A 26,992-nucleotide genomic window follows, 5' to 3' on the forward strand; every position below is an offset into this window, starting at 1 on the left:
AAGCGCCCGCCTATTCGTAGTTAATAATCACCTCTACCGATGCCCGTGCATGGCCCGCCTTCGGTATGGTTTCGGTTTGTATAAAGCGCGCAGCCATTTTTATCGCGGCGGATGGTGCTTTGGTTCCTAAGGGAATGGAAGTCTGGTAACCGCTGACCAGTGTGCTTACCGAAACAGGGATATTAAACACCACCGGTTTTGTCGGGTTCAGGCCTGAAGACTGCGCCGCATAATCTCCCCACGCAAGTTGCACGCCATAACCTTCCGCACCACCTGGATCCAGCGCAATGGTGCCGCTAATAGGATTGCTTAAATGGTCATGTAAAATCGTCGCCGTGTAAGGCACAATTTTAACGGACGGCGGCTTGTTTTTATTATTCGCCGTGGTGCCATTCACTCCGCCATAGCCATAGGCTTGTACCGGACAGTCCATAATAAAAGTCGCATCTTGCCAGTCCGAATAACGCTTAAAATTCATGTGTTTTCCCAGTAAAACAGTCTGGTTGCTGTTTCTGAGATTACAGGTGCCCACGTAAAAACTGGCACTGGAAACAAGATCACGAACACTGAGCGTCCAAAAAGATGTACCCAATGCGCGGTCAGCAGTCATGATGGCCGGGTCTAAACTATCGGATGGACTACCCGGCATCACACCCTGAATAACAGAGGGGGCGATAAGAGCAAATGGCGAAGAGCCAGATGGAATATCGCCGGGGACTTTCCAGATACGAATAGCGACGTTTTGGTGACGCCAGTAATTGAGGTTATTGGGTGAGGCATCTTTCACCTCCAGAGTGGCAGGCCATGCAGGGATGGGGGGTGAACCCGCTGCATCCAGACTGTTCACGGAAATACCGAGACCGCTGATGTTGGTGGGGAAAATTATATAGCCTGATTTTGAGTGGTCACCTGCGCCAGCAACATTGGTGAGCGTCGCCCCAATCACCGCGCTACCACCAGTTGGAGAAGAGGAACAGCGTGCAGAGACGTCGCCGACAATTCGAATTTGCATACGATAAAGCTCGGTATAATCCGTGATATGCGAGCTGACGGTAATTTTTACCGGCGCGATTTCAACCTGTGTGGCTGCAGTGCTTTGCCCTGAAGAACAAGTGATTTCTGTCGAAAGTGATGTTTGGCAGTGGAGAAGCAATAATAAAAAGATCATCCCTTTTTTTATTATTGCTACCCGAAGAAATAATCTGAAGCCGACTATTGAATAAAAACTCACCATATTAAGACTGGCTCAATGATTGTAAAAAAAAGCGGTAACCTGAAGTTACCGCCAGAAAGTAAAAACTACATGGTTTAAAAGGAAAGCGTTAAGGTGCGTTGACAGCGAGTGCCGCACCCGGCGTCGTAGTCCGCCCCGGAGCCTGATAGGTCTGGCAAGGTGTTTCGAACTGTTGTGGCACACCCTGCAGCTCTTTGTCTTTCGGTTCTGGCGCAAGCACATAGCTGACCTGGCAGCGGTTGTGCATCTCTTCACCCCATTTAACGATCAGCGTGCCTCTGTCTTCTTCAACGCGGGCATAAATCAACCCGCCCTGGGTGACAGTACCGACGTTGGCATCTTTATCGTTGAAGACTTCAGCGCCAAAGGGTACCGGTTCGCCACCGAACATAGAGCGGATTAGCACAGGCTGTCCCACGGTGAGTCTCAAATTTCACTTTCACCACCGCACCGGCACGGGGTACCACGTTTTGTGACGTATTTTCGAACTCAACGTCCAGTGATGATCCTTGCGGATCGATGCCAACAGTATTCATGCTATAGGGTATCAACGACGGGTAGAGCGCATAGCCAAACATATCAATAGTGTTATTGGCATAGCCGCCGACCTGCGCACCCTGCGCACCTTTGGCTTCAATCAGAGCAAAAGTGTCACTGCTAAATGGCGATAAAGTAATACCGCCACTATGGATCACCGCCGCACCGTTCATGCTGACAGAAGTACTGCTGTAATTTCGCCCCTTGCTATAACTGCCGTTTAGGGTGGCCGCGCTGCCCTGCCAGCCCGCGCCAAAGCTGCTGGAGGTACCGCTGTAGTTATCGTGGCTGGCGGTCATGTTGTAATTGTATTTATTGTTCTCACCAAGGGTACCGGAAAGCATCGCCTGTTCGCCTTTGCCGCCATCGCTGTTCTGGTTATAGCGCAGACTGAGATACGGCGCGCGGGTTTCGTAGCTGTCCCACAGCGGCATGGAGAGACCAAAATACCAGTTGGTCTGTTCCTTCCCAGAGGCAGATTTACTGCGTCCGACATTTAAACTGTAATTAAAACGCCAGAAATTATTGGAATAACCCAACTGATAATACTTGTTATAGCCTTGCTTGCTGTTCCAGTAGTTTTCCATAGTGGCACTGGTGTAGATATTGCCCCACCCTTGCGGTAGCCCCTGATTTAGACTGATGGTAAAGCGGTTTTTTGAGCGCCAGACGCTATCTGCACTGTAACCCTCTTTCACATAATCACGAGCCTGCAACGCGGTGAGGAACTCCATATAGTTTTTACTGGAGAACCGGTAGGCCGCCAGGGTGATGTTGCTGTCGGTTTCGTTGATCAGTTTACTGTAGCTAATCCGGTAGCTTTGCCCTTTCAGTTTACCGCCGCCGTTTTCACCGACATCGCTGACGGAATAGGTCACGTCGGCACTTAACGCGCCGAGGAAAGTGCCCAGTGCGGTACCCAATTGTGCAGACTGATAATGTTTACTGAACTGCAAGCCGCTATAGGCGGTAAAGTAGTTATTCAGGCCACGCTGGTAGGTGGCTTCGTAGAACATCGGTTCTTCAGAAGTATTGGTTTCGCGCAGTTTACCTGCCGTGAAGCTGTACTGCTGAATGCCAGGGCGCAGTAATTGCGCCACCGAGGCATAGGCCATGGTGTACTGCTGCACGCTGCCATCGGCTTCAGTAATGGTAATATCTAAATCGCCGCCATAGCCTGCCGGGTAGAGATCATCAATGATAAATGCCCCAGGAGTGACGGTGGTTTCGTAGATGATGTTGCCTAACTGGCGAACGGTGACTTTGGCGTTGGTTTTGGCAATACCACGGATTTCTGGCGCGTAGCCACGTTGTACGTCAGGCAACATGCGTTCGTCACTGCGAATACTCGCCCCCGTGAAGGGTAAAGAACTAAAAATCTGCCCGGTGGTGTTACTTTCCCCGGCAACAAACTGGCTGCGCAACGCGGCTATATCACGCTGGATATAGGTATTGGAAACGTTGTATTCGCCACCATTATCTTTATCCCAGTTATACGAGCCGTTGTGGCGTAACTGCCAGGCTCCAATATTTAACCCGGCGTTAAGCGAGGCAAACATTGAGCGAGAGTCATAACCACCGCTGTAGCTGGAATCGTAACCATTGAGGTAGTAACCCAAAGTGAGCGCCGGAATGCCGCTTTCCCATAGCTCAGGACTCACAGCACCACGCATGGCGCGGCTTACCATCGCCTGAGGAAGCGTAATGTCCAGGCGCTGCTCGCCGCTGTCGAAGTCTACTTTGGCCTGGGGAATCAGTTTTTCAAGATCGGTACATTCATGCGCCGCTTCAATGGTTTCACGAGCTTCGGTCTCAAGACGATCTTCTTTTAAATTGATAAGGCGAACCAGCTTTGGGCTTAAACAAGGGTAGACACGTTTGTCTGCTCCCTCTTTAAACTCCACTTCTTCACTGTTCACAATTGGCATGTCATTGAGGTATACGCTGATACGGTATTTGCCCGGCGAAGCGCTGGAACCCTGTGCAAAACGATCGAGGTCAACTTTATTATTGCCCATCATGCGTAACAGATCGTCTTCAAATTCGACCACATTACGTGAATATTCACCCGGATTAGCAGCTGCTATCTCTTCTACATCTTTATTCGCGGCTTCCTCTCCCCACACCGGGAAAGCTATTAATAATGATAACGCCACAGGTGACAAACGACCACAAAATGGCGATGTTTTACATCTGGCGTTAAACAATTCCATGAGAAGCTCCAAAATCTGTTAATCCATTAACCATAAAGTCCAGAGGTCTTGATATTATTAATTTGCTTTAGGCTGTGCAGACGTCAATGCGCCATAATCATTAATTGCGTGATAAGTTATTTTAGTTACATCCGTCACACTACTGACGTCCGGAAATTTATAATGCTGGGTTTCACCAGGAGCGATCATTCTCCCGTCAATGGTTTTACCACCATACTGAATAACTTGCATCGAAACATAATAAGGGGTTGGGTTCGTGACATTAACCCCCTCATTGGCTGGCTTCCATGTCAATTGACCGATAGCCTGCAAGGCATTACCTTTTAATCCTTCCGGACGGTAAAATAATTTAATCCGCGAACGAAATGCAATATTCAGGCGGCTTTGATCTTCTTTTATTCCTTTGACCTTAGCTGGTACTTCCAACACATTAACCCAAAAGATGGATTCTTTATCTTTCGGTAAAGGCGGTGAACCTAAATAAGTAATACGCAGTGTTTGTGCTTTACCTGCATCGACACGATTAATTGGTGGGGTTAAAACAAAGGGAACAGAGACTTTCTCTGGCACCGCTTTGTCCATTCCAGCATCCATCCAGTTTTGAATTAAAACGGGTGATTTATTGCTATTCGTAACGGTAACAGTAACCTCTTTTTTCTTCCCGTTATAAATCACGCGGGTACCACTCAGAATCACACTTGCCTGTGCAAGTTGTACGCCACAGGTCGCCAACGCGATGAGGGCTACCGCAGCGCATTTAAAATAATGGCGCAATCCCATATAGACTCCTGTTTTAAAAAAGAAAGGGGCAATATTTGCCCCTTGTGGCATTACTCGTAATATAAATCGTAAGTTACAAAGCTACGTACCATACCGGCTGTCGCAGCGCCATTGACGGCAATATAATCAACGGCATACGGCAGCAGAGTCTTAGTCCCTCCTGTAACAGTCGCAGAAGTGTTACTTGCCATCTGGCTGGTCGCATCACCCACTTTAATCACTGTGCCGTCATCGTTCAGCAGACGCAATTTCACATTGGTCGCATTGCCATTCGGGGAAACACCCAGGGTAGGATCGAAACTACGCGTGCCATTACCCCCTGTGACTTCAGAAAGGTTATTTAAATAACCAGTCGCAGGGTCGACGTTGGCGTAGTTATATGAAGCATGGGTGCCTGCAGTTGGGCTGAGATAGTTGTTTACATTATTCGTTGATGACAGCGCACTACCAAATATTGCGCGAACTTTGCTCACCTGTACTGAAGACCCCGTCGGAATGTTGTCATCGTTTCTTACTGCAATATTTCCCAACGTACATTCCTCAGTTCCAGTTGCAATATCAGCACGAACCGCGATTTTAAAATTGGTTCTACCCGCATGATCGCCCGCAGCGGCTAACAGGTTTTTTGCCACTGGCTGCAGAAGAACCAGGTTGCCGGCATCGGTCGAAGATCCTGCAACGGCAGCTGTGGTCCCAGCAGTAGACGTACCGTCAACACCCACCCAGCAGGTGGTGTCGGTGATTTCACCGATAAATTCAATGGTGCCGCCGTTCAGGGTCAGCGGGTCAGCATGCGCCGCACCCATGGTCAGTGCTGCCATGACAGATGATGCAATCAGAAGCTTTTTCATATTGTGATGTCCCATAATTGAGATAAAAAATGCAAACGTCCATTTGCTTAATGAGTAAGCAGATAAAGACGGCGTGCCGCTATCAACACTTTCGGCGACAGGCAAGTCGGACCCAGCAAGAGATTTCTTAGCGACACGCCATCTTTTCGGTAGCAAATTTATCTTTAAATGCGAAACAGTCATAACCATCGCAATAATAAACATATAAAACCAAAAAAATCATATAAACCAGTTAAAAAAACCAAAACAAACGGAATCAACTAGCACTTAATGTCTTTCATGTTATGGGTTTTTGACTAACATCAAATTATTTATTCATTTTTTTCTGTATTTTTTTTCGCTTTTTTTGGACAACACAAAACGAACTAAAATTTATTTATTTAAAAAACAGAAAGTTAGACATGGAACCATGTTGGTATACAATAGTCATTTTCAGTAAGGCGAATGTAATTTATGTTGCAGGATTTTCGCAAAAGAAGAATTAATATTGATAAAATAAACACCTGGGAAATATAAAAGCTAATTCTATAATTACGGGGAATATATTCTTTACGAAATCACACTACGAAATACTTATTACACTTCCCCTTACTCACCAAGTCCGTATACTACCCGCGCAGTCATTGCTTATATCTCTCTCTGTTTCACGTATTATCTATCAAGGATGAGAATAATGAACAAAGTATTATTCGGCTACTATATAGGTCAGGACATTCAATTTGACATTATTCATAAACATTTGATCAACACGGGTGTGAAGATAAAACCAGGAACACGCAGCAGAATCCCTTTGCGTGATACCAAGTTACGTCTGTTGATGTTTTTGCTGGCCAACGCCGATAAGGGCGTCATTACCACGCAGCGGTTAATGATTAATGTGTGGGATAAATATGGCTTACGCTCTTCAGCCTCACGCCTGTGGCAGGTGATGCAGGATCTTAAATTGACGCTCAGCAGAATGGGCATTGATGATGACTTTATCAGCCGGGTCGATAACAAAGGCTATCGCGTGAATAGCGCCATTGTGAGCCCCCTTTATTGTGACACCCGATTGCAGAAAATGCAGTCGTACGAGGAACGGTCCTCTCAGACTGTTCAGTACCCTCCCCTTTTTACCGCTGCTGAAAATAATGTCGTCAGAACGGAGTAAAATCACTTTATCCAACACCATCGCCTGAGTAGCTGGTATTATTTCCCTAATTAATTCGCTGTTATCTCATTATGCTCAAACATTTTTTTTTACTTTTCATCCTGTCAACGGCCTCCATTGATCTCTTTGCAGCCCCCTCATGCAAATTGATCAATGGTACCCAAAGTACGTCAGAACCGATCCCGAGCGTTAATATGACGTTAAGCGATAATATTCCTGATTTTACACAGCTCTATTATTTCGCTCGTTCAAATAAAGGTGGATTGGGGTTATGTACCGGAGCCACAACACAATATGCCTTAACGTTAACAAATTTACCTGGGGGAACGACGCCTTATATTCGCGTGGTTAATGGATTAACGCATTATATTTATCCAACGTCGATCAACGGCCTAGGGATTTCAGTCTTCGGCAACGATCCTATGGCCGGATCAGGTGATAAAAACAAGCCGATAAAGGCCTACCCCGATACCACATTCAAGTTTAATGGCGCCTGGAGTGCCGGGGTGATTGACCTGCACTATTACGCATGGTTATGGAAAACCCCCGGAAAACTGGGGCAAGGGACAGAAACGACTGGCGAACTCAATTTCGTCGGCCCGGAAATAACACAGGTTATTGGTCCCTCACCGACCCAACCTATCACGACACCTAACCCGGAACGTCTTCTGGATGCTTCCAAAGGCTTTTTAATCATCAACAGTTTGATTCCCACTGGGACGGTTAACCTCAAAGGGCCAACCTGCAACCTGAGTTCGGGTAAAACCGTGCTAATGGGAACCTGGCACCACTCTGCTGTAAAACGTGCATCACCCTGGGTTAATGCTGATTTTACCCTGACCTGCCCGAAAGCCTACGGCTATAACACCCTGACAGCGAATGCGACGAGCAACCCTGCGAATAACACCCGCAATGCCAACCTCACGCTTATGGTTGTGCCTCGAACAAACATCATGACACACGATTTTTTGGGAAATTTAATTGAGGGCACGATTGCATTGAATGGCAGTGGAGCCAGCGGTTATGGTATCCAGCTTGCGTGGGGAGACAGATCGACACTTTCGGAAAGTGACCCCGCAAATCCGGTGACGTTTAATGTTCCGGTATTAGCCAGCACGATAAATAATCAGTATCAGTCCGGCTACTATGCATTAGGGCAAGAAATGCCCTCACCTGTGATCAAAATGTCCGCTCGATATATAAGAACAGGAACGACCATCTCCCCGGGTCCAGCCAACTCGATGATTGAAATCATCATGAATTACAACTAATCCTCTCCATTAGCCGCTCTTCTGTCACTGCATACTGGAAATTCCATAAGGGAATAAACCCGGTAATAATTATTCATGAAAATTATTTATACATAAGACTTTTGCTCGCAGGCTAACTATTTTGAAGGGGCTTTTGTAACGAATGGCCATATGGTCTCCCCTTCTGAAGAGTTGGATTTCCCTTCAGAAGGGGTATTTTTTGTCACCTGAATCAATCTTCATTCCGGGGTATTTTTCCCGGCCACAACAACCCGGTTTCTCCCCTGCTTTTTCGCTGCATAAAGGGCATTATCAGCGCGGTTAATCAGTGTACTGGCAATCATATGCTGAGGGGTATCCTGCGAGAGTACGCTTTCGCAATCCAGTGTCGCGACCCCAACGCTAATGGTCAAAAAACCCAACGGGCTTGAGGAGTGTGGCAGCTTGAGCGCATTAATTTGCTGACGAAGCCGCTCCGCAACAGCCAGTGCCGCCGCTTTATTGGTATCCGGGAGAATGACGAGAAACTCTTCACCGCCGTATCGGCTGACGTTGTCATCACTATGAATCAAGGATGAGACCAATGACCGCGCAACAATCTGTAAGCACTCATCACCCGCCTGGTGCCCCTGGCTGTCGTTATAAAGTTTAAAGAAGTCGATATCGACCAGGCACAGCGAGAGCGGAAACTTCTCTTCGTATGAACGGGAGATCTCGTTAAGCAGACATTCATCCATGTAACGCCGGTTGAATAACCCGGTCAGGTGGTCGTGTTGGGCATGTCGCTGCAGAACCTGATTCGCCCCCGCGAGCTTCTGTTCTGCCTGGCGACGTGCGGTAATATCCACCCAGGTCACCGACAGCCCCACCACATTGCTGCTGGCATCGCTCACCGCGATGGATTGCGTATCGTAACAGCGATCGTGCCAAATAATTTCTCGCCCAGGGATGCTCTCCCCCATATCGGCCAGCGCAAAATCTTCCTCAAACAGGTGCCAGAATTCCGGCATCAGTTCAGAAAGATGCCGCTGGGTTAACTCCTGCGAATCATTGCTCAGTAACTGCGTCATCGCTTTGTTGGACATCACCAGGTGACCATGTCGGTCTATCATGCAGAGCGCCACTGGCGTGGTCTCATAGATGGTTTCGAGCTGCAGAACACGTTCACCTAAATTCGAGATATTACGATCTACGCCCCGGTAACCACGCAACTCCCCGTTTTCATCAAACAAAGGAATGCCGCTGGTTTCCAGCACAACGACGCGCCCATCGGCACGCTGGTTACGATTGACCAGCCCGGAGAACGCCCTTTTTTCCATCACAATTTCGAGAAACGCGCGAGCTACACGCTCTGCTTCGCCTGGTGGCATAAAATCAAAGGGGGTTTTGCCAATCACCTCTTCTGGCGGAAAGCCAAGTAAGTCGGTAACAACATCGGAGGACCAGGTATAACGCCCCTGAGCGTCGACTTCCCACACCCAATCTGAGTTGTAATTCAGTAATTCATACAGGTGCTCCACATTCTCATTCTGAAGCTTTTCCTGCTTTTTCTTATCATTCATAGTTATTATCCGCATGCCCATAATCCGCCCGGACAGCCAGGGCCAGGTGAGGGTGTCCACCCGCTGAAACACGATTGCATGGCAGCGCATCCATTTGCGATGCGACTTATGTAAGAGTTTTACTTATTCATCACAACAATGGCAACTAAGACAAAGCTGAAACGACGTTTTACTGAAGAACAGCCATTTCATCAGACATACTGCCGAAAAGCGGTATAATTAATGACACATTATATTAGTGAACTAAATTCATAAGCTTTAGTGCATTCCCCTCTCTAATCCTCTTCCTCTCTTCGCGTTAAGATCCTCCCTGACGTTCAACTCAAGGGGAAATAAAGACCCCGCCGCTTTTAACTGAGGAGTCATGCAATGCAAAAACGCATTCTGGGAAATCACGGGCTGGAAGTCTCAGCCATTGGGCTGGGTTGCATGGGACTGAGTTACGGCTATGGCCCGGCGACAGACACGAAGCAAGCCGTGGAACTTATTCGTTCTGCAGTCGCGCAGGGCGTCACCTTTTTTGATACCGCTGAAGTTTATGGCCCGTATCTGAATGAAGAAGTCGTGGGCGAAGCGTTGAAGCCCATCCGTGACCAGGTGGTTATCGCCACCAAATTCGGTTTCACTTTCGGTGAAGACAACAAACAGCAGATTCTGAACAGTCGACCGGAACATATTCGCGAAGCCGTTGAAGGATCGCTACGTCGCCTGAAAACGGATGTCATTGACCTTCTCTACCAGCACCGCGTCGACCCGGACGTGCCTATTGAAGATGTGGCGGGAACGGTAAAAGACCTGATTAACGAAGGCAAAGTGAAGCATTTTGGCCTGTCAGAAGCAGGACCGCAGACGATTCGCCGCGCCCATGCCGTACAGCCCGTTGCGGCCCTGCAAAGCGAGTATTCGATGTGGTGGCGTGATCCGGAACAGGAAATTATCCCGGTACTGGAAGAACTGAATATCGGCTTTGTTCCCTTCAGCCCGCTGGGCAAAGGCTTTTTGACCGGCGCGATTAATGCGCAAACCACCTTCGATCAGAGTGATTTTCGCAACAAAGTGCCCCGTTTCGCCGCCGAAGCGCGAGAAGCAAACCAACAATTGGTTAACCTGATGCACACCCTCGCTGGTGAAAAACAGGCCACACCAGCACAGATTGCGCTGGCCTGGCTACTGGCACAAAAACCGTGGATTGTCCCTATCCCGGGCACCACCAAACTGCCGCGTTTGCAGGAAAACCTCGCCGCTGCGGAGCTCTCGCTGACCATCAGCGATCTGAGCCGTATTAACACGGCGCTGGAAGCCATCCGCATTACGGGTGAGCGTTACCCGGCAGAGCTGCGGGCGCGCGTCGGTCGTTAAATGGTATCCGGGCGGGCAGCTTTCCTGCCCGCCCGACACGTCAGGCTTTGCGCGAAATATTATTCCCCGCGCTGGCTTCCAGGCGGGTCATATCGTACAACCCCACTGCCGTTATCAGGGCGATAATCACGAAGCCCAGTTTGAACGCCATTCCCTGAACATCTTCATACCCCAGCCAGTCGGTGAGCAGACCGCCTGCACGAATACTTAGCGCCCCCATCGTTACCCCTAACCCGCTCGCCAGTTGCAGAGACGTGCTGAACAGCGTATTGGCAGAACTCATCTCACTGGCGGGCACCTCAGCAAAAGCCAGCGAACTGATGCCGGTAAATTGCATGGAGCGGCTTAATCCACCAATAAACAACAGTGCCAGTGTCAGCATCTGCGGGGAATCAGGAACCAGGAAGGCGCAGAAAAAGAGCGACAAGACGCATACCACACCGTTGCCAATCAGCAGTTTTTTGAAGCCAAAGCGGCGAATCAGTGGCGTAGTGGCTGGCTTCATCGCCAGGTTCCCGGCAAACACGGCCAGCACCAGCGCCCCGGCTTCAAACGCATTCATCCCGAATCCAACCTGGAACATCAGAGGCAGCATAAAGGGAGCGGAACTGATGGTGGCGCGTAGAATGAAACCACCGCGCATAGTGACACGAAACGATGGAACCGCCAGTGCCGTCAGACTAATCAGCGGCGTGCGAGCCCGGCGCAAATGGCGCAAACTCCAGACCAGAGCGAGCAGCCCGACAACAAGGGTCGCCGCTGCGCTCGCCAGACTGACATGCTGCTGGCTGAACATTTCCAGCCCGGCTACCAGACACATCATGGTGATGCCCGTCGCCAGGAAGCCTTGCAGATCAAACGGTCGTTTCTCTTCAGCGGTCAGCCCCGGCATCATGCGCAGCGCCAGCACAATCGCCACGATCCCCAGCGGCACATTAAGGAAAAAGATCCAGTGCCAACTGGCGTAGGTGGTAATAAACCCGCCCAGCGGCGGGCCAATAATCGGGGCCACCAGCGCGGGCCAGGTCAGGGTCGCAATGGCTTTAATAAGTTGATTTTTGGGCGTCGTGCGCAGCACCACCAAACGCCCGACGGGTACCATCATCGCCCCACCCACGCCCTGTAGAATACGCATCAAAACGAATTCGGTGACATTATGGGTTAGCCCACAAAGTAGTGAGGCCACGGTGAAAATCAGCAGCGCCAGGCTGAATACCGTGCGGGCACCAAAGCGCTCCGCCACCCAGCCGCTGGCAGGGATAAGCATTGCCAGGGTGAGCAGATAGGCGCTGATACCAATATTCAGATCGATAGCCGAAACGCCAAACGCTTTTGCCATATCCGGCAAGGCCGTGGCAATCACCGTACCGTCGAGAAACTCCATAAAAAACGCACTGGCAACCAGTAACGCCAGGCCGGAAATACGTCCGGAACTGTTTATCTCTTCCCGAGGCGTTTCTGCCTGGGCTGTATCAGACGAGGCCATAAGGCACCCTCAGCATGGATAACCCCCACGGACAGGTAGAGGTCTTACAGGAATGAAAAGTTGTTATACCAAAAAACCGTTAGCAGGATAATGTATTTTGCCGTTGATTGTCCTCGCGTTGATTTTGTGCAATTTTCCCCCCGCCTGATTTCGCCCCAAACTGACATTTTTGTCAGAATATTGTCAGCCTCCTGTTGGTGATGCGCAGTTAATATTATCCTCATAATGACGAAATTCCGTCGCGAGAAAGGCAGACACGATAATGCGACTCCTGCTGGTTGAAGATGAAGAGAAGACCTCTTCCTATATTTACCGGGCACTCAGTGAACTGGGTTTTACCGTCGATGTCGCCGCAAACGGGACGGAGGGCCTGCATCTGGGCATTGAATACGATTACGACGCTATCGTGCTGGATGTGATGCTACCGGGGCTGGACGGCTATAGCGTGTTAAAAGGGCTGCGGGCATCCAAAAATACCCCGGTGCTGATGCTCTCCGCGCGCGGTTCCGTCGATGAGCGGGTAAAAGGCCTGCGCCACGGCGCTGACGACTATCTGCCCAAACCCTTTTCGCTTATCGAACTGGTCGCCCGCATTCAGGCACTGCTGCGCCGCCGCCCCAGCGACGGTGCTGATGCCACCCAGTTGCAAATCCACGACCTGCACCTTGACCTTCTCGCCAGGCGGGTATCCCGCGCGGGCGATCGACTTGAGCTTACCGCCAAAGAGTTCGCGCTGTTAAGCCTGCTGGCACGGCACAAAGGCGAGATCCTCTCGAAAATGATGATCGCCGAGCAGGTGTGGGACATGAATTTTGACAGTGATGCCAACGTGGTCGAAGTGGCCATTAAGCGCCTGCGGGCAAAAGTGGATACCCCCTACGACGTGAAGTTACTGCATACGGTTCGCGGTATGGGATATGTCCTTGAAACCCGGCCGGAGCGCCCTTCCAGATAGAGACAGATGTATGATCAAACGTTCGATTTCAGGACGCCTCGCGTTAATGTTTGCCCTGGCCGCCGTGCTTATTGTCTCGGCGTTCGGGATGCTTTTGCGCCACACCCTGCATGCGTCGTTGCAAAACCAGATGTACAACGAGTTGCTGTTTCGCGAATCCCTGATGGAGCCCTGGCTCGCCTCTCGTACCAATCTGGAGAGCTGGCATATGCTCTCGACCAAATTTGCTGACATGACCACCTCCGAAGGTGGACGAGTGCAGTACTGGGCGCTGAGCGACGATCCCCGTTTTCGGGTCGGCGGAGAACCACCCGGTGGCGTCAGTTGGGCCTCCCTCAGCGAAGGTTTTCACCAGGTGCCAGGCCCCACCGAAGAGGCCTGCTCGCTCTATATTCTGATCAAAAATATTCCAGCCAGAGGCGAGCGCCCTGACATCCGTTACGTGATTGCCATTGATTCGACGCCTTACATGGGCACGCTCAGCGAATTTACCCGCACCTTACTGCTCATCATGGCAGGCGGTGTGGTAGTGGTCGCTCTGCTCGGCTTTATGATTGCCCGTGTCGGCATGAAACCGATCAATTCGATGAGCAAACAGGCACATAAACTCGCACCTGGCGTCAGTGGTCAACGGCTGGACAGCGCCGCACTGCCGGATGAGCTACAAAAACTGGCTGAATCCTTCAACGGCGTCCTTGAGCGTCAGGAAGTCGCCTGGCGGCAGCTTGAAAGTTTTAATGCCGACGTCGCCCACGAACTGCGTACTCCGCTGACTAACCTTATCGGGCAAACGCAGTTGGGCTTATCGCGCGAACGCTCGATGACGGAACTGGAAGATTTACTCGAATCCAACCTGGAAGAGCTGGAACGCATGACCTCTATTGTCAACGACATGCTGTTCCTGTCACATGCGCAGGCAGGCGAACACGCCACGCAATTAACCGAAGTGTCACTGCGTGAAGAGGCCTGGAAAACCGTCGAATACGTTGAGCCGTCGTTCGCTGAAAAATCGCTCAGCATTGAGGTAATGGGGGATGTGGTGGCCTGTATTGACCGCCGCCTGTTCCACCGCTCGCTCGCCAATCTGCTGGAAAACGGTGCACGCCACGCGAAACCCGGTACGGTGGTGACGGTCTCTTTACGTCAGGTCCGCGACCATGCCTTTATCGCGGTGGCTAATGAAGGGGAGCCGATTGCCGCTGAACACCGGGAGCGCCTGTTCGAGCGTTTCTACCGCGTGGATTCTTCGCGCACCCGCAGCGATACCCACCACGGTCTGGGTCTGTCGATTGTCAGAGCCGTCGCGTTGATGCACCGTGGCGAGGTTTTTGTCACCAGCGATCGGGGAGTTAATACCTTTGGCCTGACGATGGCGATGAACAATAAGGGCAAAGGCAGCAGTACTGTTGCAGCCACCTTTGCCACAGAAAACGAAGAGAAGAGTGCACTCAAAAACGCCTGAGAAGAACAGAAAACAGGAGGAGATTCCCTCCTGTTCTGGTGATTATTTGTAGATTTCGGCGACGCCATGGAGTTGATCATTCCCCCCTGCCGCAATAATGCGGTAGGAACTTGCCCCAGCCTGCTCCGCTTTTTGCGCCAACTCGTCATTCAAACCCGACAGCGTTGTCGCCCCCGTTACAGACACGGTTCCGACTCTTTCCATACCGCCACCTGAGTTCACTTGTGTCGCTGCCAGTGCACCCACCGAAAACAGTCCGGTTAATGCCGCAGAAAGAATTAATGTTGTCATCTTCATATTTCCACCTCGCAAATTGATACGTCAGGAAAATTCGCTGACAGAAATCACTTTAGGAGATGGAGCTTACAGTTCCCTGTCGAAATAATAACAATAGTGTCAGATAACATAAATATACATTTATTTTAATTTCGCAGTAAATGCATACAAAATATTAAATGTAAGTTACAAACCTGTCAGGAATGTCATTTTCGCGTCACTCTTCAGACAGCCGCCCTGTTTTAAAATACCCATCCAATGTCATCAGACGTTACTGACATTCTGCATAGAGGGCAAAACCTATGGCCATGCAACAAGCCGTAATCCGCGATGTCCAGACATGGATTGATAACAATATCGACAAACCCCTACGTATTGAGGATGTCGCCACCCGCGCCGGGTATTCTAAATGGCACCTGCAACGTCTTTTCCATGAAATTACCGCAACCCCACTGGGCGTTTATATTCGGAATAAGAAACTGGAAAATGCTGCCTATGATTTATGGGCAACCAATGAATCCATTATCACCATCTCAACCAAATATGGTTTTGATTCACAACAGACGTTTACCCGTATATTCAGCAAAAAATATAATATGCCACCGGGCGCATGGCGCAGGCAGAATCAGCCGGGTTAATCGCCTACTGGCTGCCTGCTAATTGCGGGTTTAACCGACAGCCTGAGCCCCCCGAAGGTTGTCGGTACGAAATACACTCATTAGTTCGACCAGATGTCGTGCCTGGTCGCGCAACTCTTCCGCAGCACCGTTTGAAGCCCCAACCAGAGCTGCGTTTTGCTGTGTCACACGATCCAGTTGAGTAATGGCATCATTTACCTGGCTGACCCCCAGTTCTTGCTCCTGAGTCGTGACACCAATTTCATCGATCATGCCTGCCACATGGTGAGACTGACGAACCAGTTCTCCAATGGTTGTGCCTGCGTGGTTAACCAATGCGGTGCCATTATCTACCCGATCGATACTGTCCTGAATCAGCGCCTTAATCTCTTTTGCTGCCGACGCTGAACGCTGGGCCAACGAACGTACTTCACCAGCGACCACGGCGAAACCTCGTCCCTGCTCACCCGCCCGGGCTGCCTCAACGGCAGCGTTGAGTGCGAGGATATTGGTCTGGAAAGTGATTCCATCAATCACACCGATGATCTCGCTGATTTTCCGTGAACTTTGGCTTATCTCATCCATGGTACGCACGATATTTTCAATCGCCTCCCCGCCCTTCGCCGCGATCCCACTGGCGGTGTTAGCCTGCTGATTGGTAACTCGTACCGTGTCCGCATTCTGGCGAATAGCCTGACCAATTTGCTCCATAGAGGCCGCTGTCTGCTGCAAACTGGCGGCCTGCTGTTCCGTGCGTTGACTCAAATCCGTACTCCCTGCGGCCACATCGCTGGCCCCGGCAGATATCGACTCACTGCTTTCGCGCACCTGCGTCACGATACTGCTCAGACTCTGTCGCATCTCTTCCATCGCCGCCAGTAAACTGCTGCTGTCATTGTTAACCAGCCGAACATGACCCGCCAGATTGCCCTGGGTTATTTCCCGGACCACTTCCAGCGCATAAGCCGGTTCGCCCCCTAACTGACGTTTGATATAGCGTGTCGAGACCCATGCGATTACCACACCCAAGAAGGCAACCACTGCGGCGATAATTAACAGCAAATTACCCGATGCACGTGCGCTCCCTGTCGAGATGGCCGCCGCCGCCGTGGTACTCGCCTGCTGGGTTTCGATCATGCCCGAGATTTCTTCAAATAATCGTACTTGTAGCGGCTGCATTTTATCCACCGCCTGGGACTGGGCATCCAGCATTTGACCATTTTTTGCCAGTCCAACGGTCTGACGGACAATATTGATATACTCCTGCTGGGTCGTTTTGAATTTCTCCAGCATATCCAGTACATCGGTATCACGAATATTTTGCTGCAGTTGCCTTACCAGTGCGTCGTTACGCCCGATAGCTTGTTCGGTCAGTTTCTCTTCTTCCATCTGACTTTTTTCATCATCCTGAAATACCATAATAAAGGTGGCCTTAGTGGCATCATTCAGATTGTCTTTTAATGCCTGCATGCCCAGCAGATTGGTCAGATGGTACTTCTCATAATATTCAATGTGCCGACTGGTATTAATCAATTCCAGGCGCCCAAAGACTGCAACCAATAGCCCAATGACAATGATGGTGGCAAAGCCGGTGCCGAGCAGGGCACCCAAAGAGAAAGGTTTTATGCGCCGCATGAGTCCCTCGCGAATGATAATGATAAAGTGCAGCAAAACGTCCTCATGCCCGTCGCACTCTTGTTCGGCACGGTAGAGGTGGAATCTCGAACAGAATCACTATACGAAGTGAAAAACCCTGGGGAAAATATGAAATAGCAATGGTTTGAGGGTTCAGTAACAGGAAAGAGATGCTGATGCTGCTGGGGTAATTAATGTGCAGACAGTGGGAGTGAAATAAGGAAGCCTCATTTAAATAAGCCGACTCATCCCTGAGTCGTTAGTGTGGAATACAACACAGACAAATTGTGTTGACGTTGCAAGCGATTAATCCGTGAGTTCTTCCATATGTTCGATAGCAAAATCCAGAATCTTTTCTGCGTCAATTGCAGCATAAGGATAGCTTTCAATAATCTGAATCGGCTGCCCTTCTCTAATCAGATTTTTAAGCTCGTTAAGTTTGTACTGGATATGTGGGGCAACAAGAAAACAATCAAACGCTGGGGCGATACTCTCAAATCCCTCAGCCCCGATCCCACTAATTTGGATCTGATAACGCCGTGCATCCGCGACGGTCTGCATTTTCTTCGCCAGCGTTGTCGCTGTATTACCGAAGATGCAACATATTAGTAACCTTTTCATGGCCATGCCCTCCTGGAAGATGGCTCTACACTATGCCAGGAGAAAGTAAAAAAGTGTGGGGCGCATCATTGTTTCATCCTGGAGAGTCTATTTTTTAACCACCACAAAAAATGGGGAGCAGTAAACCTACCGGCGGTGAAATTATTGCGATGCTTTTCGTGTTGTTGATGTTCCGTTTGTACTCCCGTCATTAACAGTAAGCTAACATTGTTCAAGAGGCGCATGCACTGAGCACGCTTATCATCACTCCCTGCATCTGAGGTTTTGCTATGCAACTTGAAGAACAACGGCTTATTGAGGGGCTTTTTCAGCGTCTGAAACAGGCGGAACAGCAAAGTGGTGCACGGGACGCACAGGCAGACAGGCTTATTAGCGAATTCGTCCGACAACAACCTGCCGCAGCTTACTATATGACGCAATCGATCCTGATTCAGGAAGCGGCATTGAAACGCCTGCACGCCCAGGTTCAGGAATTGCAAAACGAAGTTGCGACGCTCAAAACCCAGCAACCTGCCAGCGGAGGCTTTCTTAGCAGCCTGTTCGGCGGCGGTAAAAACCAGCCCCAGCAGCCGACAAACAGCTGGAATACGCCGCAGCAAGCGCCTGCTCAAGGCTATGCGCAGCCCCCTGCGGCGGCACCTTCGCGTGCGGGCGGGTTTATGTCTGGCGCTCTGCAAACCGCAGCAGGTGTCGCGGGCGGAGTGGTGCTGGCAGATATGTTGACCAGTATGTTCCACCATTCGCAGCCGGAAGAGATCGTCAACATCATCGAACAACCGATCGAGCCGGTAGCGAATTTTACCCAGGATCCGAATGTCGGCAATTTCAGCCAGAGCAACTTTATGGAAACCTCGGACCGCAACTTTATCGATCCGAATGACTATAACGATAATAGCTTCATCGATCAGAGCAACGATGATGACTTCGATAGCAATAATGACGACGACGGATTCATTTAACCACGATTAACGCGCCCCATCCGGCATGCTGCATGGATGGGGTCATCACCTGACACATTGTCTCTTTTCTCACCACAACAAAAAAACCAGTTGCTCACTACACTCTTTCAATGTACTGATTTCAAAGCCTTTAAAAAGTGAAATATAGAGGTCACATTTATAAAATGGTCAAAGCGAAGCCCATTTAGTGATCTAAATCACCTAAACAACGTTTTAAAAACTGACATCTGGTTAAAGGAGTCTATTATCTTAATTTAAACAGGAACTTTTATTAATTAAATGTTCGTAATAAACCTAAATGACAACTTAATGACAAAGGAATGACTATCAACATTAATTAAACGAAACCGCGATCCGTAACAAAAACACACAATAGCAACCGACGTTGTTGCAATAGTATCTCTCGCCTCAAGAAAACCCCTAACAGGCTGATTTTAATGGAATAAATAGAAAACACTAAGGACACCCATATCAAATTCATCAACACAAGCTAAACAGAAACTCTTTTAAATGAACGTTAGTGGAGATTAAAACTCTCTTAAGGTTGAGTTAATAAACAACTCATAATCTAGAGATGAACTTCCACTTTAAATGGGCTTTCTGCCTGTCCCTGAATACAGTGCGAATTCATTGCCAGTAACGGTAAGGAAAAATAATGCATGAGTTTCTCCCTTTTTCCCGCCCCTCAATGGGCGAGGATGAATTAACTGCGATTAAGGATGTCCTCAAATCAGGCTGGATAACGACAGGTCCTAAAAACCAGGAACTGGAAGCCGCATTTTGCGCGTTGACCGGCAACCGTCATGCCATTGCTGTGAGTTCAGCCACTGCCGGTATGCACGTCACACTGATGGCGCTGGACATCGGTCCAGGTGATGAAGTCATTACACCATCAATGACGTGGGTTTCGACACTGAATATGATTGTTCTGCTGGGAGCTACACCGGTCATGGTCGACGTGGACCGGGACACCTTAATGGTCACCGCAGATGCCGTGGAAGCCGCGATCACACCACGCACCAAAGCCATTATCCCTGTCCATTACGCTGGCGCACCGGCTGATATTGACGCGATATATGCGCTGGGCGAAAAGCATAATATTCCTGTTATTGAAGATGCCGCACATGCTGCGGGAACCCGCTATAAGGGGAAACACATCGGCTGGCGCGGCACCGCTATTTTTTCCTTCCATGCCATCAAAAACATGACCTGCGCAGAAGGCGGGCTGATTGTGACTGACGACGACACGCTGGCTCAGCGTGCACGCAGCCTGAAATTTCACGGTCTGGGCGTTGATGCCTATGACCGCCAGACCCACGGTCGCGCCCCGCAAGCGGAAGTCATAGCTCCCGGATATAAATACAATCTGGCCGATATCAACGCCGCGCTGGCCCTTGTCCAGCTGGGTAAACTCGAGCATGCCAATCAGCGTCGGGCAGAGATCGCAGCACGCTACTTACGTGAACTGGCGGATACACCCTTTGCTCCGCTGGCACTCCCCGCATGGCCGCATGAGCATGCCTGGCACTTGTTTATCATCCGCGTAGACGAAGAACGCTGTGGCCTTACCCGCGATGCACTGATGGAAACCCTGAAAGCCCGCGGTATCGGCACTGGTTTACATTTCCGCGCGGCTCACACACAGAAATATTACCGCGAGCATTTCCCGGACGTGTCGTTACCGAATACGGACTGGAACAGCGCACGAATCTGTTCTCTCCCTCTTTTCCCGGATATGACCGATGACGACGTCACACGTGTTATCGCCGAACTTCACCAGATTGCGGGGCGATAGCCATGTTTGAAGCCACACCCATTCTTAAAGTGTCGGTCGTGATCCCTGTCTATAACGAGCAGGAAAGCCTGCCGGAATTGATTCGTCGCACCACCGCCGCCTGCGATGCCGTGGGTAAAGATTATGAAATTCTGCTGGTCGACGACGGCAGTCAGGACAACTCCGCCAGCATGCTGGTTGACGCGGCCCAAGCCCCCGGCAGCCACGTCGTGGCAGTGTTATTGAACCGTAACTACGGCCAGCACTCGGCCATCATGGCCGGGTTCAGCCATGTCACCGGGGATCTCATCATCACCCTGGATGCTGACCTGCAAAACCCGCCGGAAGAGATCCCGGCGCTGGTGGCGAAAGCCGAAGAGGGTTACGACGTTGTGGGCACTGTGCGACAGAATCGTCAGGACAGCGTGTTCCGTAAAACCGCCTCACGTTTAATTAACCATCTGATCCAGCGAACCACCGGGAAAGCGATGGGCGATTACGGCTGTATGCTACGCGCCTATCGCCGCCATATTGTCGATGCGATGCTGCACTGCCATGAGCGCAGTACCTTTATTCCTATCCTGGCAAATATGTTTGCCCGCCGGGCGACAGAAATGCCAGTGCATCATGCTGAACGCGAGTTTGGTGATTCAAAATACAGCTTTATGCGCTTAATCAATCTGATGTACGACCTGGTGACCTGCCTGACCACCACGCCGTTACGTCTGCTGAGCGTCTTTGGCAGCATCATCGCACTGACCGGCTTTGCCCTGTCTATCGTGCTTATCGTGATGCGTCTGGTCCTCGGGCCACAATGGGCGGCTGAGGGCGTCTTCACCCTCTTTGCTCTGCTGTTCACCTTTATTGGTGCCCAATTTGTCGGGATGGGCCTGCTCGGTGAGTACATCGGGCGCATCTACAACGATGTGAGAGCCCGCCCCCGCTACTTTATTCAACGCGTTATTAGCCAGAATACTTCGCCTTCTAATGAGGAAACACCGCAATGAAAACCGTCGTCTTTGCCTATCACGATATGGGGTGCACGGGCATCCAGGCCTTACTGGAAGCGGGTTATGACATCGTTGCTATTTTCACCCACTCGGACAAGCCGGGTGAAAATGCTTTCTTTAAATCTGTCGCCCGTCTTGCTGCTGAACAGGAAATCCCGGTTTATGCACCGGACGATGTGAATCATCCCCTCTGGATCGAGCGGATCCGTGGATTTGCGCCGGATGTGATTTTCTCTGTCTATTACCGCAATCTGATCTGCCGCGAAATTCTTGACCTGGCACCACGCGGGGCCTTTAATCTGCACGGCTCGTTACTGCCGAAATATCGCGGTCGTGCACCGCTCAACTGGGTGCTGGCGAAGGGTGAAACCGAAACCGGCGTCACCCTGCACCGGATGATTGGCCGTGCCGATGCTGGCAATATTGTCGCACAACAACAGGTGGCTATCGCCCCTGACGATGTGGCACTCACGCTGCACCACAAACTGTGTAACGCTGCACGTGACCTGTTGCAACAAAGCCTTCCGCTGATTAAATCCGGTGATTTTACCGAACGTGCACAGGATGAATCTCAGGCCAGCTGTTTTGGTCGTCGTACCCCGGAAGATGGTTGCCTGGTGTGGGAAAAACCGGCCGTTGAGCTACACAACCTGGTGCGCGCGGTCTCCGATCCGTGGCCGGGCGCGTTTAGCTATGTTGGCACCAATAAATTCATCGTCTGGAAAAGCCGCGTCATTACCGATCTGCCAGCCGCCCGCCCAGGCACTGTCGTTTCCGTGTCACCTCTGCGTGTGGCCTGTGCCGAAGGCGTGCTTGAAATCGTTACCGGACAGACCGATAACGGTGTCTATATGCAGGGATCCCAGCTGGCGCTGGCGCTCGGTCTGGTGGCAGGCGCGCTGCTTAGCAGCAAGCCAGTTTCTGCGATAAAACGCCGTACCCGCGTACTGATCCTCGGGGTGAATGGGTTTATCGGCAACCACCTGACCGAACGCCTGCTGCGCGATGACAACTTCGAGATTTTTGGTCTCGATATCGGCACCGACGCCATCAGCCGCTTCCTGGATAACCCGCGTTTCCACTTTGTTGAAGGTGATATCAGCATTCACTCCGAGTGGATTGAATACCACATCAAGAAATGCGACGTGGTGCTGCCGCTGGTGGCGATTGCGACCCCGATCGAGTACACCCGCAATCCGTTACGCGTGTTTGAACTCGATTTCGAAGAGAACCTGAAAATCATTCGCGACTGCGTGAAGTACCAGAAGCGCATTATTTTCCCGTCGACTTCAGAAGTGTACGGCATGTGCACCGACAAAAACTTCGACGAAGACACCTCCAATCTGGTGGTCGGGCCGATCAACAAGCAGCGCTGGATCTACTCCGTATCAAAACAACTGCTGGATCGCGTGATCTGGGCTTACGGTGAAAAGGAAGGCCTGCGCTTTACCTTGTTCCGTCCGTTCAACTGGATGGGGCCACGTCTGGACAACCTGAACGCAGCACGTATCGGCAGCTCACGCGCCATTACCCAGCTCATTCTCAACCTGGTGGAAGGCTCGCCAATTAAACTGATCGAAGGGGGCAAGCAAAAACGCTGCTTCACGGATATCAGCGACGGTATCGAAGCGCTGTTCCGCATCATTGAGAACAAAGACAGTCGCTGCGACGGACAGATCATTAACATCGGTAACCCGGAGAACGAAGCGAGCATCAAAGAACTGGCGGAAATGCTGCTGGCAAGCTTTGAGCGCCACCCGCTGCGCGGTAACTTCCCGCCGTTTGCCGGCTTCCGCGATGTGGAAAGCAGCAGCTATTACGGCAAAGGCTACCAGGACGTTGAGCACCGTAAACCGAGCATTCGCAACGCCCGTCGCTGCCTGAACTGGGAGCCGGTTGTTGACATGCACCAGACGGTTGAAGAGACACTGGACTTCTTCTTACGCACAGTTGAGGTCACGGAACAGAAGCCATGAGAAAAGTCGGTCTGCGCATTGACGTTGATACTTTCCGCGGGACGCGCAAAGGCGTGCCGCAGTTGCTTAAGGTATTGCGTCATCACAACGTGCGGGCCAGTTTCTTCTTCAGCGTAGGACCGGACAACATGGGCCGCCATTTATGGCGGCTTATCAAGCCGAAATTCCTGATGAAGATGCTGCGCTCAAACGCGGCGTCACTGTATGGCTGGGACATTTTACTGGCCGGTACGGCATGGCCGGGACGCAACATTGGCCGCGCAAATGCCGATATTATCCGCGAGACGGCAGCCACGCATGAAGTCGGTCTGCACGCCTGGGATCACCACGCCTGGCAAACCTGGTGTGGTGTCTGGGATAACGATCAGCTATTACAGCAAATTTCGTTGGGTAAACAGGAGCTGGAGTCGATCATCAACGCCCCTATCACCTGCTCCGCGGTGGCGGGCTGGCGTGCCGATCAGCGGGTGGTGAAAGCCAAAGAAGCCTTTGGTTTTCATTACAACAGCGACTGTCGTGGCGTCTCTCCCTTCAACCCCCTTGTCGGGGCAGGGGCGACCGGGTCAGTGCAAATTCCGGTCACGTTGCCTACCTGGGATGAGGTGGTGGGGCGCACCGTGAACGCCACCGAATTCAACGACTTTATTCTTGGCAAAATGCTCGATGACCCTGGCGTGCCGGTTTATACCATCCATGCCGAAGTCGAAGGTATTGCTTATGCCGATATGTTTGATGATTTATTGACGCGCGCCGCTGAGGCGGGGATCGTCTTTTGTCCGTTAGGAGAACTGTTGCCGGAAAATGTCCGTTCGTTACCGGTAGGAAAAATCGTTCGCGGGGAGATCGCGGGTCGTGAAGGCTGGCTTGGCTGTCAGCAAATGGAGAGAACAGAATGACGAAACCTTCGCGCTACGGCCTTGCCGTGCTGGCGCTTTTCGCCCTGTATTATCTGGTTCCTGTTGAATGGCGCCTACTCTGGCAGCCTGATGAAACGCGTTATGCTGAAATCAGTCGGGAGATGCTCGCCTCCGGTAACTGGGTGGTGCCGCATTTCCTCGACTTACGTTATTTTGAAAAACCGATCGCCGGTTACTGGCTCAACAGCCTGTGCCAGTGGATTTTCGGCAGTACCAACTTTGCCGTGCGTGCCGGGGCGATTTTCTCAACCGCATTGGTGGCCTGTATGGTCGCAGGGCTCTCCTGGCGGCTCTGGCAGGATAAACGCGTGGCGCTGATTGCCGCCGCCATTTTCCTCACCATGATGGAAGTGTACGGCATCGGGACCTACGCGGTGCTCGATCCGATGATTGCCCTGTGGCTCATCGCCGCCATGTGTATCTTCTGGTTGGCAACCCAGGCGCAAACCCTTTCGCGCAAAGCATTAGGTTATTTCGCCCTTGGCGTGGCCTGTGCAATGGGTGTGATGACCAAAGGCTTTCTGGCCCTCGCCGTACCGGTATTGAGCGTACTGCCCTGGGTCATCATGCAAAAAAAATGGAAAGAAGTACTGGTCTGGGGATGGCTGGCCATTTTCAGCTGCGTGCTGACCATTCTGCCGTGGGGTCTGGCGATTGCTCAGCGTGAGCCGGATTTCTGGCACTACTTCTTCTGGGTGGAACATATTCAGCGTTTCGCCCAGTCAGACGCCCAGCACAAAGCACCGTTCTGGTATTACATCCCAGTGATTGTGTTAGGCAGTCTCCCGTGGCTTGGTCTGCTGCCCGGCACGTTACGCAAAGCCTGGCAGAACCACGACAACCAGCGTGCGACACTCTATCTGCTTTGCTGGATTGTGATGCCCTTCCTGTTCTTTAGCATCGCGAAGGGTAAATTGCTGACCTATGTCCTCCCCTGCTTTGCCCCGCTCGCCATGCTGATGGCGCACTATGCGGTACAAGCAGCAGAGAGAGGATTCCGCTCACTACGGATCAATGCCTGGATCAACATCGGTGTAGGCGTGGTCGGGGTAATCGCAGCCTTTGTGGTCTCGCCCTGGGGGCCGATGAAACACCCGGTTTGGGCCACGATTGAAATCTACAAAGCCTTCTGTGCTGGCATGGCGTTCTTTGTCTGGGCGCTGGTCGGCTGGTACAGCCTGCGTAACACGGAAAAAAACTGGCTCCTTTCCGCCCTCTGTCCGTTGGGGCTGACGCTGCTGATCGGCTTTGCTATCCCTAATCGGGTGATGGAGGCCAAACAGCCGCAGTTCCTGGTCGAGATGAACCGAGAGACGCTGCAAAACAGCCGTTATGTTATCGCCGATAACGTCGGACTCGCCGCGGGTCTGGCCTGGGAGCTCAAACGTAGCGATATCACTCTGTTCAATTTTGGCGGAGAACTGAAATATGGCCTGGACTACCCGGACGCGAAAGGGAAGTTGATTCGGGAGAGCGACTTCAGCGAGTGGCTGGCAGCACACCGTCAGGATGGCATCACGTCTCTGGTGGTACTGCTCGGTAAAAATGAGGACGTCAGTGACCTCGGTTTGCCGCACCCAACCAGCATCTATGTTCAGGGGCGCATCGCCCTGCTTGAATACGCACCGTTGCCATGACCTGGGGCTTATTGATTCTGGCCAGCTTGCTCAGTTTTTCCGGGCAGCTGTGCCAAAAACAGGCGACCCGACCTACCTCAATGGCAGGTCGACGCCGCCATATTATTCTCTGGCTGGGACTGGCACTGACGTGTCTCGGTCTGGGTATGCTGGCCTGGTTACTGGTACTGCAAAAGCTTCCGGTTGGCCTGGCCTACCCGATGCTCAGCCTTAACTTTGTCTGGGTAACCCTCGCGGCCTGGGGTGTCTGGCAAGAACCGGTGAGTGCACGCCATTGGTTAGGGGTTGGGTTGATTATTATCGGGATTATTATTCTGGGAGGGGCTGCCTGATGGGCATCATCTTAGCCCTTGTCAGTGTGTTATTGACTAGCGCCGCGCAGCTCGCCATGGGCTACGCAATGTCGTCGTTACCGCCAGTATCTGATTATGTCGCATTTGCTCATGCGCTCTGGCCTGTTCATCTGGAAACCACACTGCTGCTGGCCGGTCTGGCCGGATATCTGGCATCCATGTTTGTCTGGTATCTGGCGCTGCACCGTCTGGCATTGAGCAAAGCCTATGCGCTGCTGAGTCTGAGCTATGTGCTGGTGTGGTTGGCTTCTCTGCTTCTGCCCGGTTTCCATGGGGTCTTTTCGTGGCAGTCGCTGGCGGGGGTGCTGATTATTATGTCAGGGGTGTGGGTGATTTTTGTGCCGGGGAATGACAGGGGTTCCTGAGAGGGGACTGGTG

24 protein-coding genes are annotated in these 26,992 nt (G+C 51.3%); 14 read left to right on the forward strand and 10 right to left on the reverse strand.

Annotated features, from left to right (window positions below; translation table 11 throughout):
- Positions 1 to 10: 10 nt before the first annotated feature.
- The 5 genes from AC5JPW_RS08515 to AC5JPW_RS08535 form a co-directional block, all read right to left on the reverse strand.
- Entirely contained in the window at positions 11 to 1,234 is a 1,224-nt protein-coding gene (locus AC5JPW_RS08515; protein WP_494239549.1) for a hypothetical protein, read from the reverse strand.
- Positions 1,235 to 1,322: 88 nt separating this feature from the next.
- Positions 1,323 to 1,640 carry a FimD/PapC C-terminal domain-containing protein gene (locus AC5JPW_RS08520; protein WP_494239550.1) on the reverse strand — a complete coding sequence of 106 codons (318 nt, stop codon included), beginning with the start codon at positions 1,638 to 1,640 and terminating at the stop codon, positions 1,323 to 1,325.
- Complete coding sequence (locus AC5JPW_RS08525) at positions 1,591 to 3,984, reverse strand: fimbria/pilus outer membrane usher protein (RefSeq protein WP_494239551.1); 2,394 nt, start codon at positions 3,982 to 3,984, stop codon at positions 1,591 to 1,593. Before AC5JPW_RS08525 ends, AC5JPW_RS08520 begins: the two co-directional genes overlap by 50 nt.
- Before the next feature lie 57 nt (positions 3,985 to 4,041).
- Entirely contained in the window at positions 4,042 to 4,764 is a 723-nt protein-coding gene (locus AC5JPW_RS08530) for a fimbria/pilus periplasmic chaperone (RefSeq protein ID WP_494239553.1), read from the reverse strand.
- A 50-nt stretch (positions 4,765 to 4,814) separates the two neighbouring features.
- Positions 4,815 to 5,819: a fimbrial protein gene (locus AC5JPW_RS08535; protein WP_494239555.1), complete on the reverse strand. Its 1,005-nt coding sequence runs from the start codon at positions 5,817 to 5,819 to the stop codon at positions 4,815 to 4,817.
- A 469-nt stretch (positions 5,820 to 6,288) separates the two neighbouring features.
- On the opposite strand from AC5JPW_RS08535, the gene AC5JPW_RS08540 reads away from it, so the two are divergent.
- On the forward strand, positions 6,289 to 6,765 hold the full coding sequence (locus AC5JPW_RS08540; RefSeq protein ID WP_494239557.1) for a winged helix-turn-helix domain-containing protein: 477 nt from the start codon (positions 6,289 to 6,291) through the stop codon (positions 6,763 to 6,765).
- Between the two features lie 194 nt (positions 6,766 to 6,959).
- Complete coding sequence (locus tag AC5JPW_RS08545) at positions 6,960 to 8,036, forward strand: fimbrial protein (protein ID WP_494239558.1); 1,077 nt, start codon at positions 6,960 to 6,962, stop codon at positions 8,034 to 8,036.
- A gap of 218 nt (positions 8,037 to 8,254) precedes the next feature.
- Here the strand turns inward: AC5JPW_RS08545 and AC5JPW_RS08550 are convergent, their stop codons facing one another.
- Positions 8,255 to 9,577: a sensor domain-containing diguanylate cyclase gene (locus AC5JPW_RS08550; protein ID WP_494239559.1), complete on the reverse strand. Its 1,323-nt coding sequence runs from the start codon at positions 9,575 to 9,577 to the stop codon at positions 8,255 to 8,257.
- 369 nt (positions 9,578 to 9,946) lie between these two features.
- Here AC5JPW_RS08550 and AC5JPW_RS08555 point away from each other — a divergent pair, with 369 nt between their 5' ends.
- Positions 9,947 to 10,936: an aldo/keto reductase gene (locus AC5JPW_RS08555; protein WP_494239560.1), complete on the forward strand. Its 990-nt coding sequence runs from the start codon at positions 9,947 to 9,949 to the stop codon at positions 10,934 to 10,936.
- Positions 10,937 to 10,976: 40 nt separating this feature from the next.
- On the opposite strand, the gene AC5JPW_RS08560 is transcribed toward AC5JPW_RS08555, so the two are convergent.
- Positions 10,977 to 12,422: an MFS transporter gene (locus AC5JPW_RS08560; RefSeq protein WP_494239562.1), complete on the reverse strand. Its 1,446-nt coding sequence runs from the start codon at positions 12,420 to 12,422 to the stop codon at positions 10,977 to 10,979.
- A gap of 262 nt (positions 12,423 to 12,684) precedes the next feature.
- Between AC5JPW_RS08560 and AC5JPW_RS08565 the strand changes: the two genes are divergently transcribed.
- Together AC5JPW_RS08565 and AC5JPW_RS08570 are read left to right on the forward strand one after the other, a co-directional pair.
- On the forward strand, positions 12,685 to 13,377 hold the full coding sequence (locus AC5JPW_RS08565; protein WP_494239564.1) for a heavy metal response regulator transcription factor: 693 nt from the start codon (positions 12,685 to 12,687) through the stop codon (positions 13,375 to 13,377).
- Between the two features lie 10 nt (positions 13,378 to 13,387).
- Complete coding sequence (locus tag AC5JPW_RS08570) at positions 13,388 to 14,839, forward strand: heavy metal sensor histidine kinase (protein ID WP_494239566.1); 1,452 nt, start codon at positions 13,388 to 13,390, stop codon at positions 14,837 to 14,839.
- A gap of 42 nt (positions 14,840 to 14,881) precedes the next feature.
- On the opposite strand, the gene AC5JPW_RS08575 is transcribed toward AC5JPW_RS08570, so the two are convergent.
- Positions 14,882 to 15,130, reverse strand: a complete 249-nt coding sequence (locus tag AC5JPW_RS08575; RefSeq protein WP_494239568.1) for a YdgH/BhsA/McbA-like domain containing protein — start codon at positions 15,128 to 15,130, stop codon at positions 14,882 to 14,884.
- A 287-nt stretch (positions 15,131 to 15,417) separates the two neighbouring features.
- Between AC5JPW_RS08575 and AC5JPW_RS08580 the strand changes: the two genes are divergently transcribed.
- On the forward strand, positions 15,418 to 15,753 hold the full coding sequence (locus AC5JPW_RS08580) for a helix-turn-helix domain-containing protein (protein WP_494239570.1): 336 nt from the start codon (positions 15,418 to 15,420) through the stop codon (positions 15,751 to 15,753).
- 30 nt (positions 15,754 to 15,783) lie between these two features.
- Here the strand turns inward: AC5JPW_RS08580 and AC5JPW_RS08585 are convergent, their stop codons facing one another.
- Both AC5JPW_RS08585 and AC5JPW_RS08590 read right to left on the reverse strand, forming a co-directional pair.
- Entirely contained in the window at positions 15,784 to 17,367 is a 1,584-nt protein-coding gene (locus AC5JPW_RS08585; protein ID WP_494239572.1) for a methyl-accepting chemotaxis protein, read from the reverse strand.
- A 306-nt stretch (positions 17,368 to 17,673) separates the two neighbouring features.
- Positions 17,674 to 17,988, reverse strand: coding sequence for a PTS sugar transporter subunit IIB (locus AC5JPW_RS08590; RefSeq protein WP_494239574.1), 315 nt, complete (start codon positions 17,986 to 17,988; stop codon positions 17,674 to 17,676).
- 269 nt (positions 17,989 to 18,257) lie between these two features.
- Here AC5JPW_RS08590 and AC5JPW_RS08595 point away from each other — a divergent pair, with 269 nt between their 5' ends.
- The 8 genes from AC5JPW_RS08595 to arnF all read left to right on the forward strand — a co-directional run bounded on the left by AC5JPW_RS08595 (position 18,258) and on the right by arnF (position 26,979).
- Positions 18,258 to 18,947 (forward strand): DUF2076 domain-containing protein, encoded by a 690-nt coding sequence (locus AC5JPW_RS08595; protein WP_494239576.1) that lies wholly within the window; start codon positions 18,258 to 18,260, stop codon positions 18,945 to 18,947.
- A gap of 655 nt (positions 18,948 to 19,602) precedes the next feature.
- Positions 19,603 to 20,742, forward strand: a complete 1,140-nt coding sequence (arnB, locus tag AC5JPW_RS08600) for a UDP-4-amino-4-deoxy-L-arabinose aminotransferase (protein ID WP_494239578.1) — start codon at positions 19,603 to 19,605, stop codon at positions 20,740 to 20,742.
- Positions 20,743 to 20,744: 2 nt separating this feature from the next.
- The gene (arnC, locus tag AC5JPW_RS08605) at positions 20,745 to 21,728 is read left to right on the forward strand and encodes an undecaprenyl-phosphate 4-deoxy-4-formamido-L-arabinose transferase (protein WP_494239580.1); all 984 of its coding nucleotides are present in this window, start codon (positions 20,745 to 20,747) and stop codon (positions 21,726 to 21,728) included.
- On the forward strand, positions 21,725 to 23,707 hold the full coding sequence (gene arnA, locus AC5JPW_RS08610; RefSeq protein ID WP_494239582.1) for a bifunctional UDP-4-amino-4-deoxy-L-arabinose formyltransferase/UDP-glucuronic acid oxidase ArnA: 1,983 nt from the start codon (positions 21,725 to 21,727) through the stop codon (positions 23,705 to 23,707). Before arnC ends, arnA begins: the two co-directional genes overlap by 4 nt.
- Positions 23,704 to 24,603, forward strand: coding sequence for a 4-deoxy-4-formamido-L-arabinose-phosphoundecaprenol deformylase (gene arnD, locus AC5JPW_RS08615; protein ID WP_494239584.1), 900 nt, complete (start codon positions 23,704 to 23,706; stop codon positions 24,601 to 24,603). Before arnA ends, arnD begins: the two co-directional genes overlap by 4 nt.
- The gene (gene arnT, locus AC5JPW_RS08620; RefSeq protein ID WP_494239586.1) at positions 24,600 to 26,261 is read left to right on the forward strand and encodes a lipid IV(A) 4-amino-4-deoxy-L-arabinosyltransferase; all 1,662 of its coding nucleotides are present in this window, start codon (positions 24,600 to 24,602) and stop codon (positions 26,259 to 26,261) included. Before arnD ends, arnT begins: the two co-directional genes overlap by 4 nt.
- Positions 26,258 to 26,593, forward strand: a complete 336-nt coding sequence (gene arnE, locus AC5JPW_RS08625; protein WP_494239588.1) for a 4-amino-4-deoxy-L-arabinose-phosphoundecaprenol flippase subunit ArnE — start codon at positions 26,258 to 26,260, stop codon at positions 26,591 to 26,593. The genes arnT and arnE overlap by 4 nt, the downstream gene beginning before the upstream one ends.
- The gene (gene arnF / locus AC5JPW_RS08630) at positions 26,593 to 26,979 is read left to right on the forward strand and encodes a 4-amino-4-deoxy-L-arabinose-phosphoundecaprenol flippase subunit ArnF (protein ID WP_494239590.1); all 387 of its coding nucleotides are present in this window, start codon (positions 26,593 to 26,595) and stop codon (positions 26,977 to 26,979) included. Before arnE ends, arnF begins: the two co-directional genes overlap by 1 nt.
- Positions 26,980 to 26,992 lie beyond the last annotated feature (13 nt).

The organism is Phytobacter sp., assembly GCF_059074235.1.

Bases quoted from the DNA above. Each gene is read 5' to 3' on its own strand.
- AC5JPW_RS08515 (WP_494239549.1), bottom strand. From the start codon at position 1,234: ATGGTGAGTTTTTATTCAATAGTCGGCTTCAGATTATTTCTTCGGGTA.
- AC5JPW_RS08525 (WP_494239551.1), bottom strand. From the start codon at position 3,984: ATGGAATTGTTTAACGCCAGATGTAAAACATCGCCATTTTGTGGTCGT.
- AC5JPW_RS08530 (WP_494239553.1), bottom strand. From the start codon at position 4,764: ATGGGATTGCGCCATTATTTTAAATGCGCTGCGGTAGCCCTCATCGCG.
- AC5JPW_RS08535 (WP_494239555.1), bottom strand. From the start codon at position 5,819: ATGTTTATTATTGCGATGGTTATGACTGTTTCGCATTTAAAGATAAAT.
- AC5JPW_RS08540 (WP_494239557.1), top strand. From the start codon at position 6,289: ATGAACAAAGTATTATTCGGCTACTATATAGGTCAGGACATTCAATTT.
- AC5JPW_RS08545 (WP_494239558.1), top strand. From the start codon at position 6,960: ATGACGTTAAGCGATAATATTCCTGATTTTACACAGCTCTATTATTTC.
- AC5JPW_RS08550 (WP_494239559.1), bottom strand. From the start codon at position 9,577: ATGAATGATAAGAAAAAGCAGGAAAAGCTTCAGAATGAGAATGTGGAG.
- AC5JPW_RS08555 (WP_494239560.1), top strand. From the start codon at position 9,947: ATGCAAAAACGCATTCTGGGAAATCACGGGCTGGAAGTCTCAGCCATT.
- AC5JPW_RS08560 (WP_494239562.1), bottom strand. From the start codon at position 12,422: ATGGCCTCGTCTGATACAGCCCAGGCAGAAACGCCTCGGGAAGAGATA.
- AC5JPW_RS08565 (WP_494239564.1), top strand. From the start codon at position 12,685: ATGCGACTCCTGCTGGTTGAAGATGAAGAGAAGACCTCTTCCTATATT.
- AC5JPW_RS08570 (WP_494239566.1), top strand. From the start codon at position 13,388: ATGATCAAACGTTCGATTTCAGGACGCCTCGCGTTAATGTTTGCCCTG.
- AC5JPW_RS08575 (WP_494239568.1), bottom strand. From the start codon at position 15,130: ATGACAACATTAATTCTTTCTGCGGCATTAACCGGACTGTTTTCGGTG.
- AC5JPW_RS08580 (WP_494239570.1), top strand. From the start codon at position 15,418: ATGGCCATGCAACAAGCCGTAATCCGCGATGTCCAGACATGGATTGAT.
- AC5JPW_RS08585 (WP_494239572.1), bottom strand. From the start codon at position 17,367: ATGCGGCGCATAAAACCTTTCTCTTTGGGTGCCCTGCTCGGCACCGGC.
- AC5JPW_RS08590 (WP_494239574.1), bottom strand. From the start codon at position 17,988: ATGAAAAGGTTACTAATATGTTGCATCTTCGGTAATACAGCGACAACG.
- AC5JPW_RS08595 (WP_494239576.1), top strand. From the start codon at position 18,258: ATGCAACTTGAAGAACAACGGCTTATTGAGGGGCTTTTTCAGCGTCTG.
- arnB (WP_494239578.1), top strand. From the start codon at position 19,603: ATGCATGAGTTTCTCCCTTTTTCCCGCCCCTCAATGGGCGAGGATGAA.
- arnC (WP_494239580.1), top strand. From the start codon at position 20,745: ATGTTTGAAGCCACACCCATTCTTAAAGTGTCGGTCGTGATCCCTGTC.
- arnA (WP_494239582.1), top strand. From the start codon at position 21,725: ATGAAAACCGTCGTCTTTGCCTATCACGATATGGGGTGCACGGGCATC.
- arnD (WP_494239584.1), top strand. From the start codon at position 23,704: ATGAGAAAAGTCGGTCTGCGCATTGACGTTGATACTTTCCGCGGGACG.
- arnT (WP_494239586.1), top strand. From the start codon at position 24,600: ATGACGAAACCTTCGCGCTACGGCCTTGCCGTGCTGGCGCTTTTCGCC.
- arnE (WP_494239588.1), top strand. From the start codon at position 26,258: ATGACCTGGGGCTTATTGATTCTGGCCAGCTTGCTCAGTTTTTCCGGG.
- arnF (WP_494239590.1), top strand. From the start codon at position 26,593: ATGGGCATCATCTTAGCCCTTGTCAGTGTGTTATTGACTAGCGCCGCG.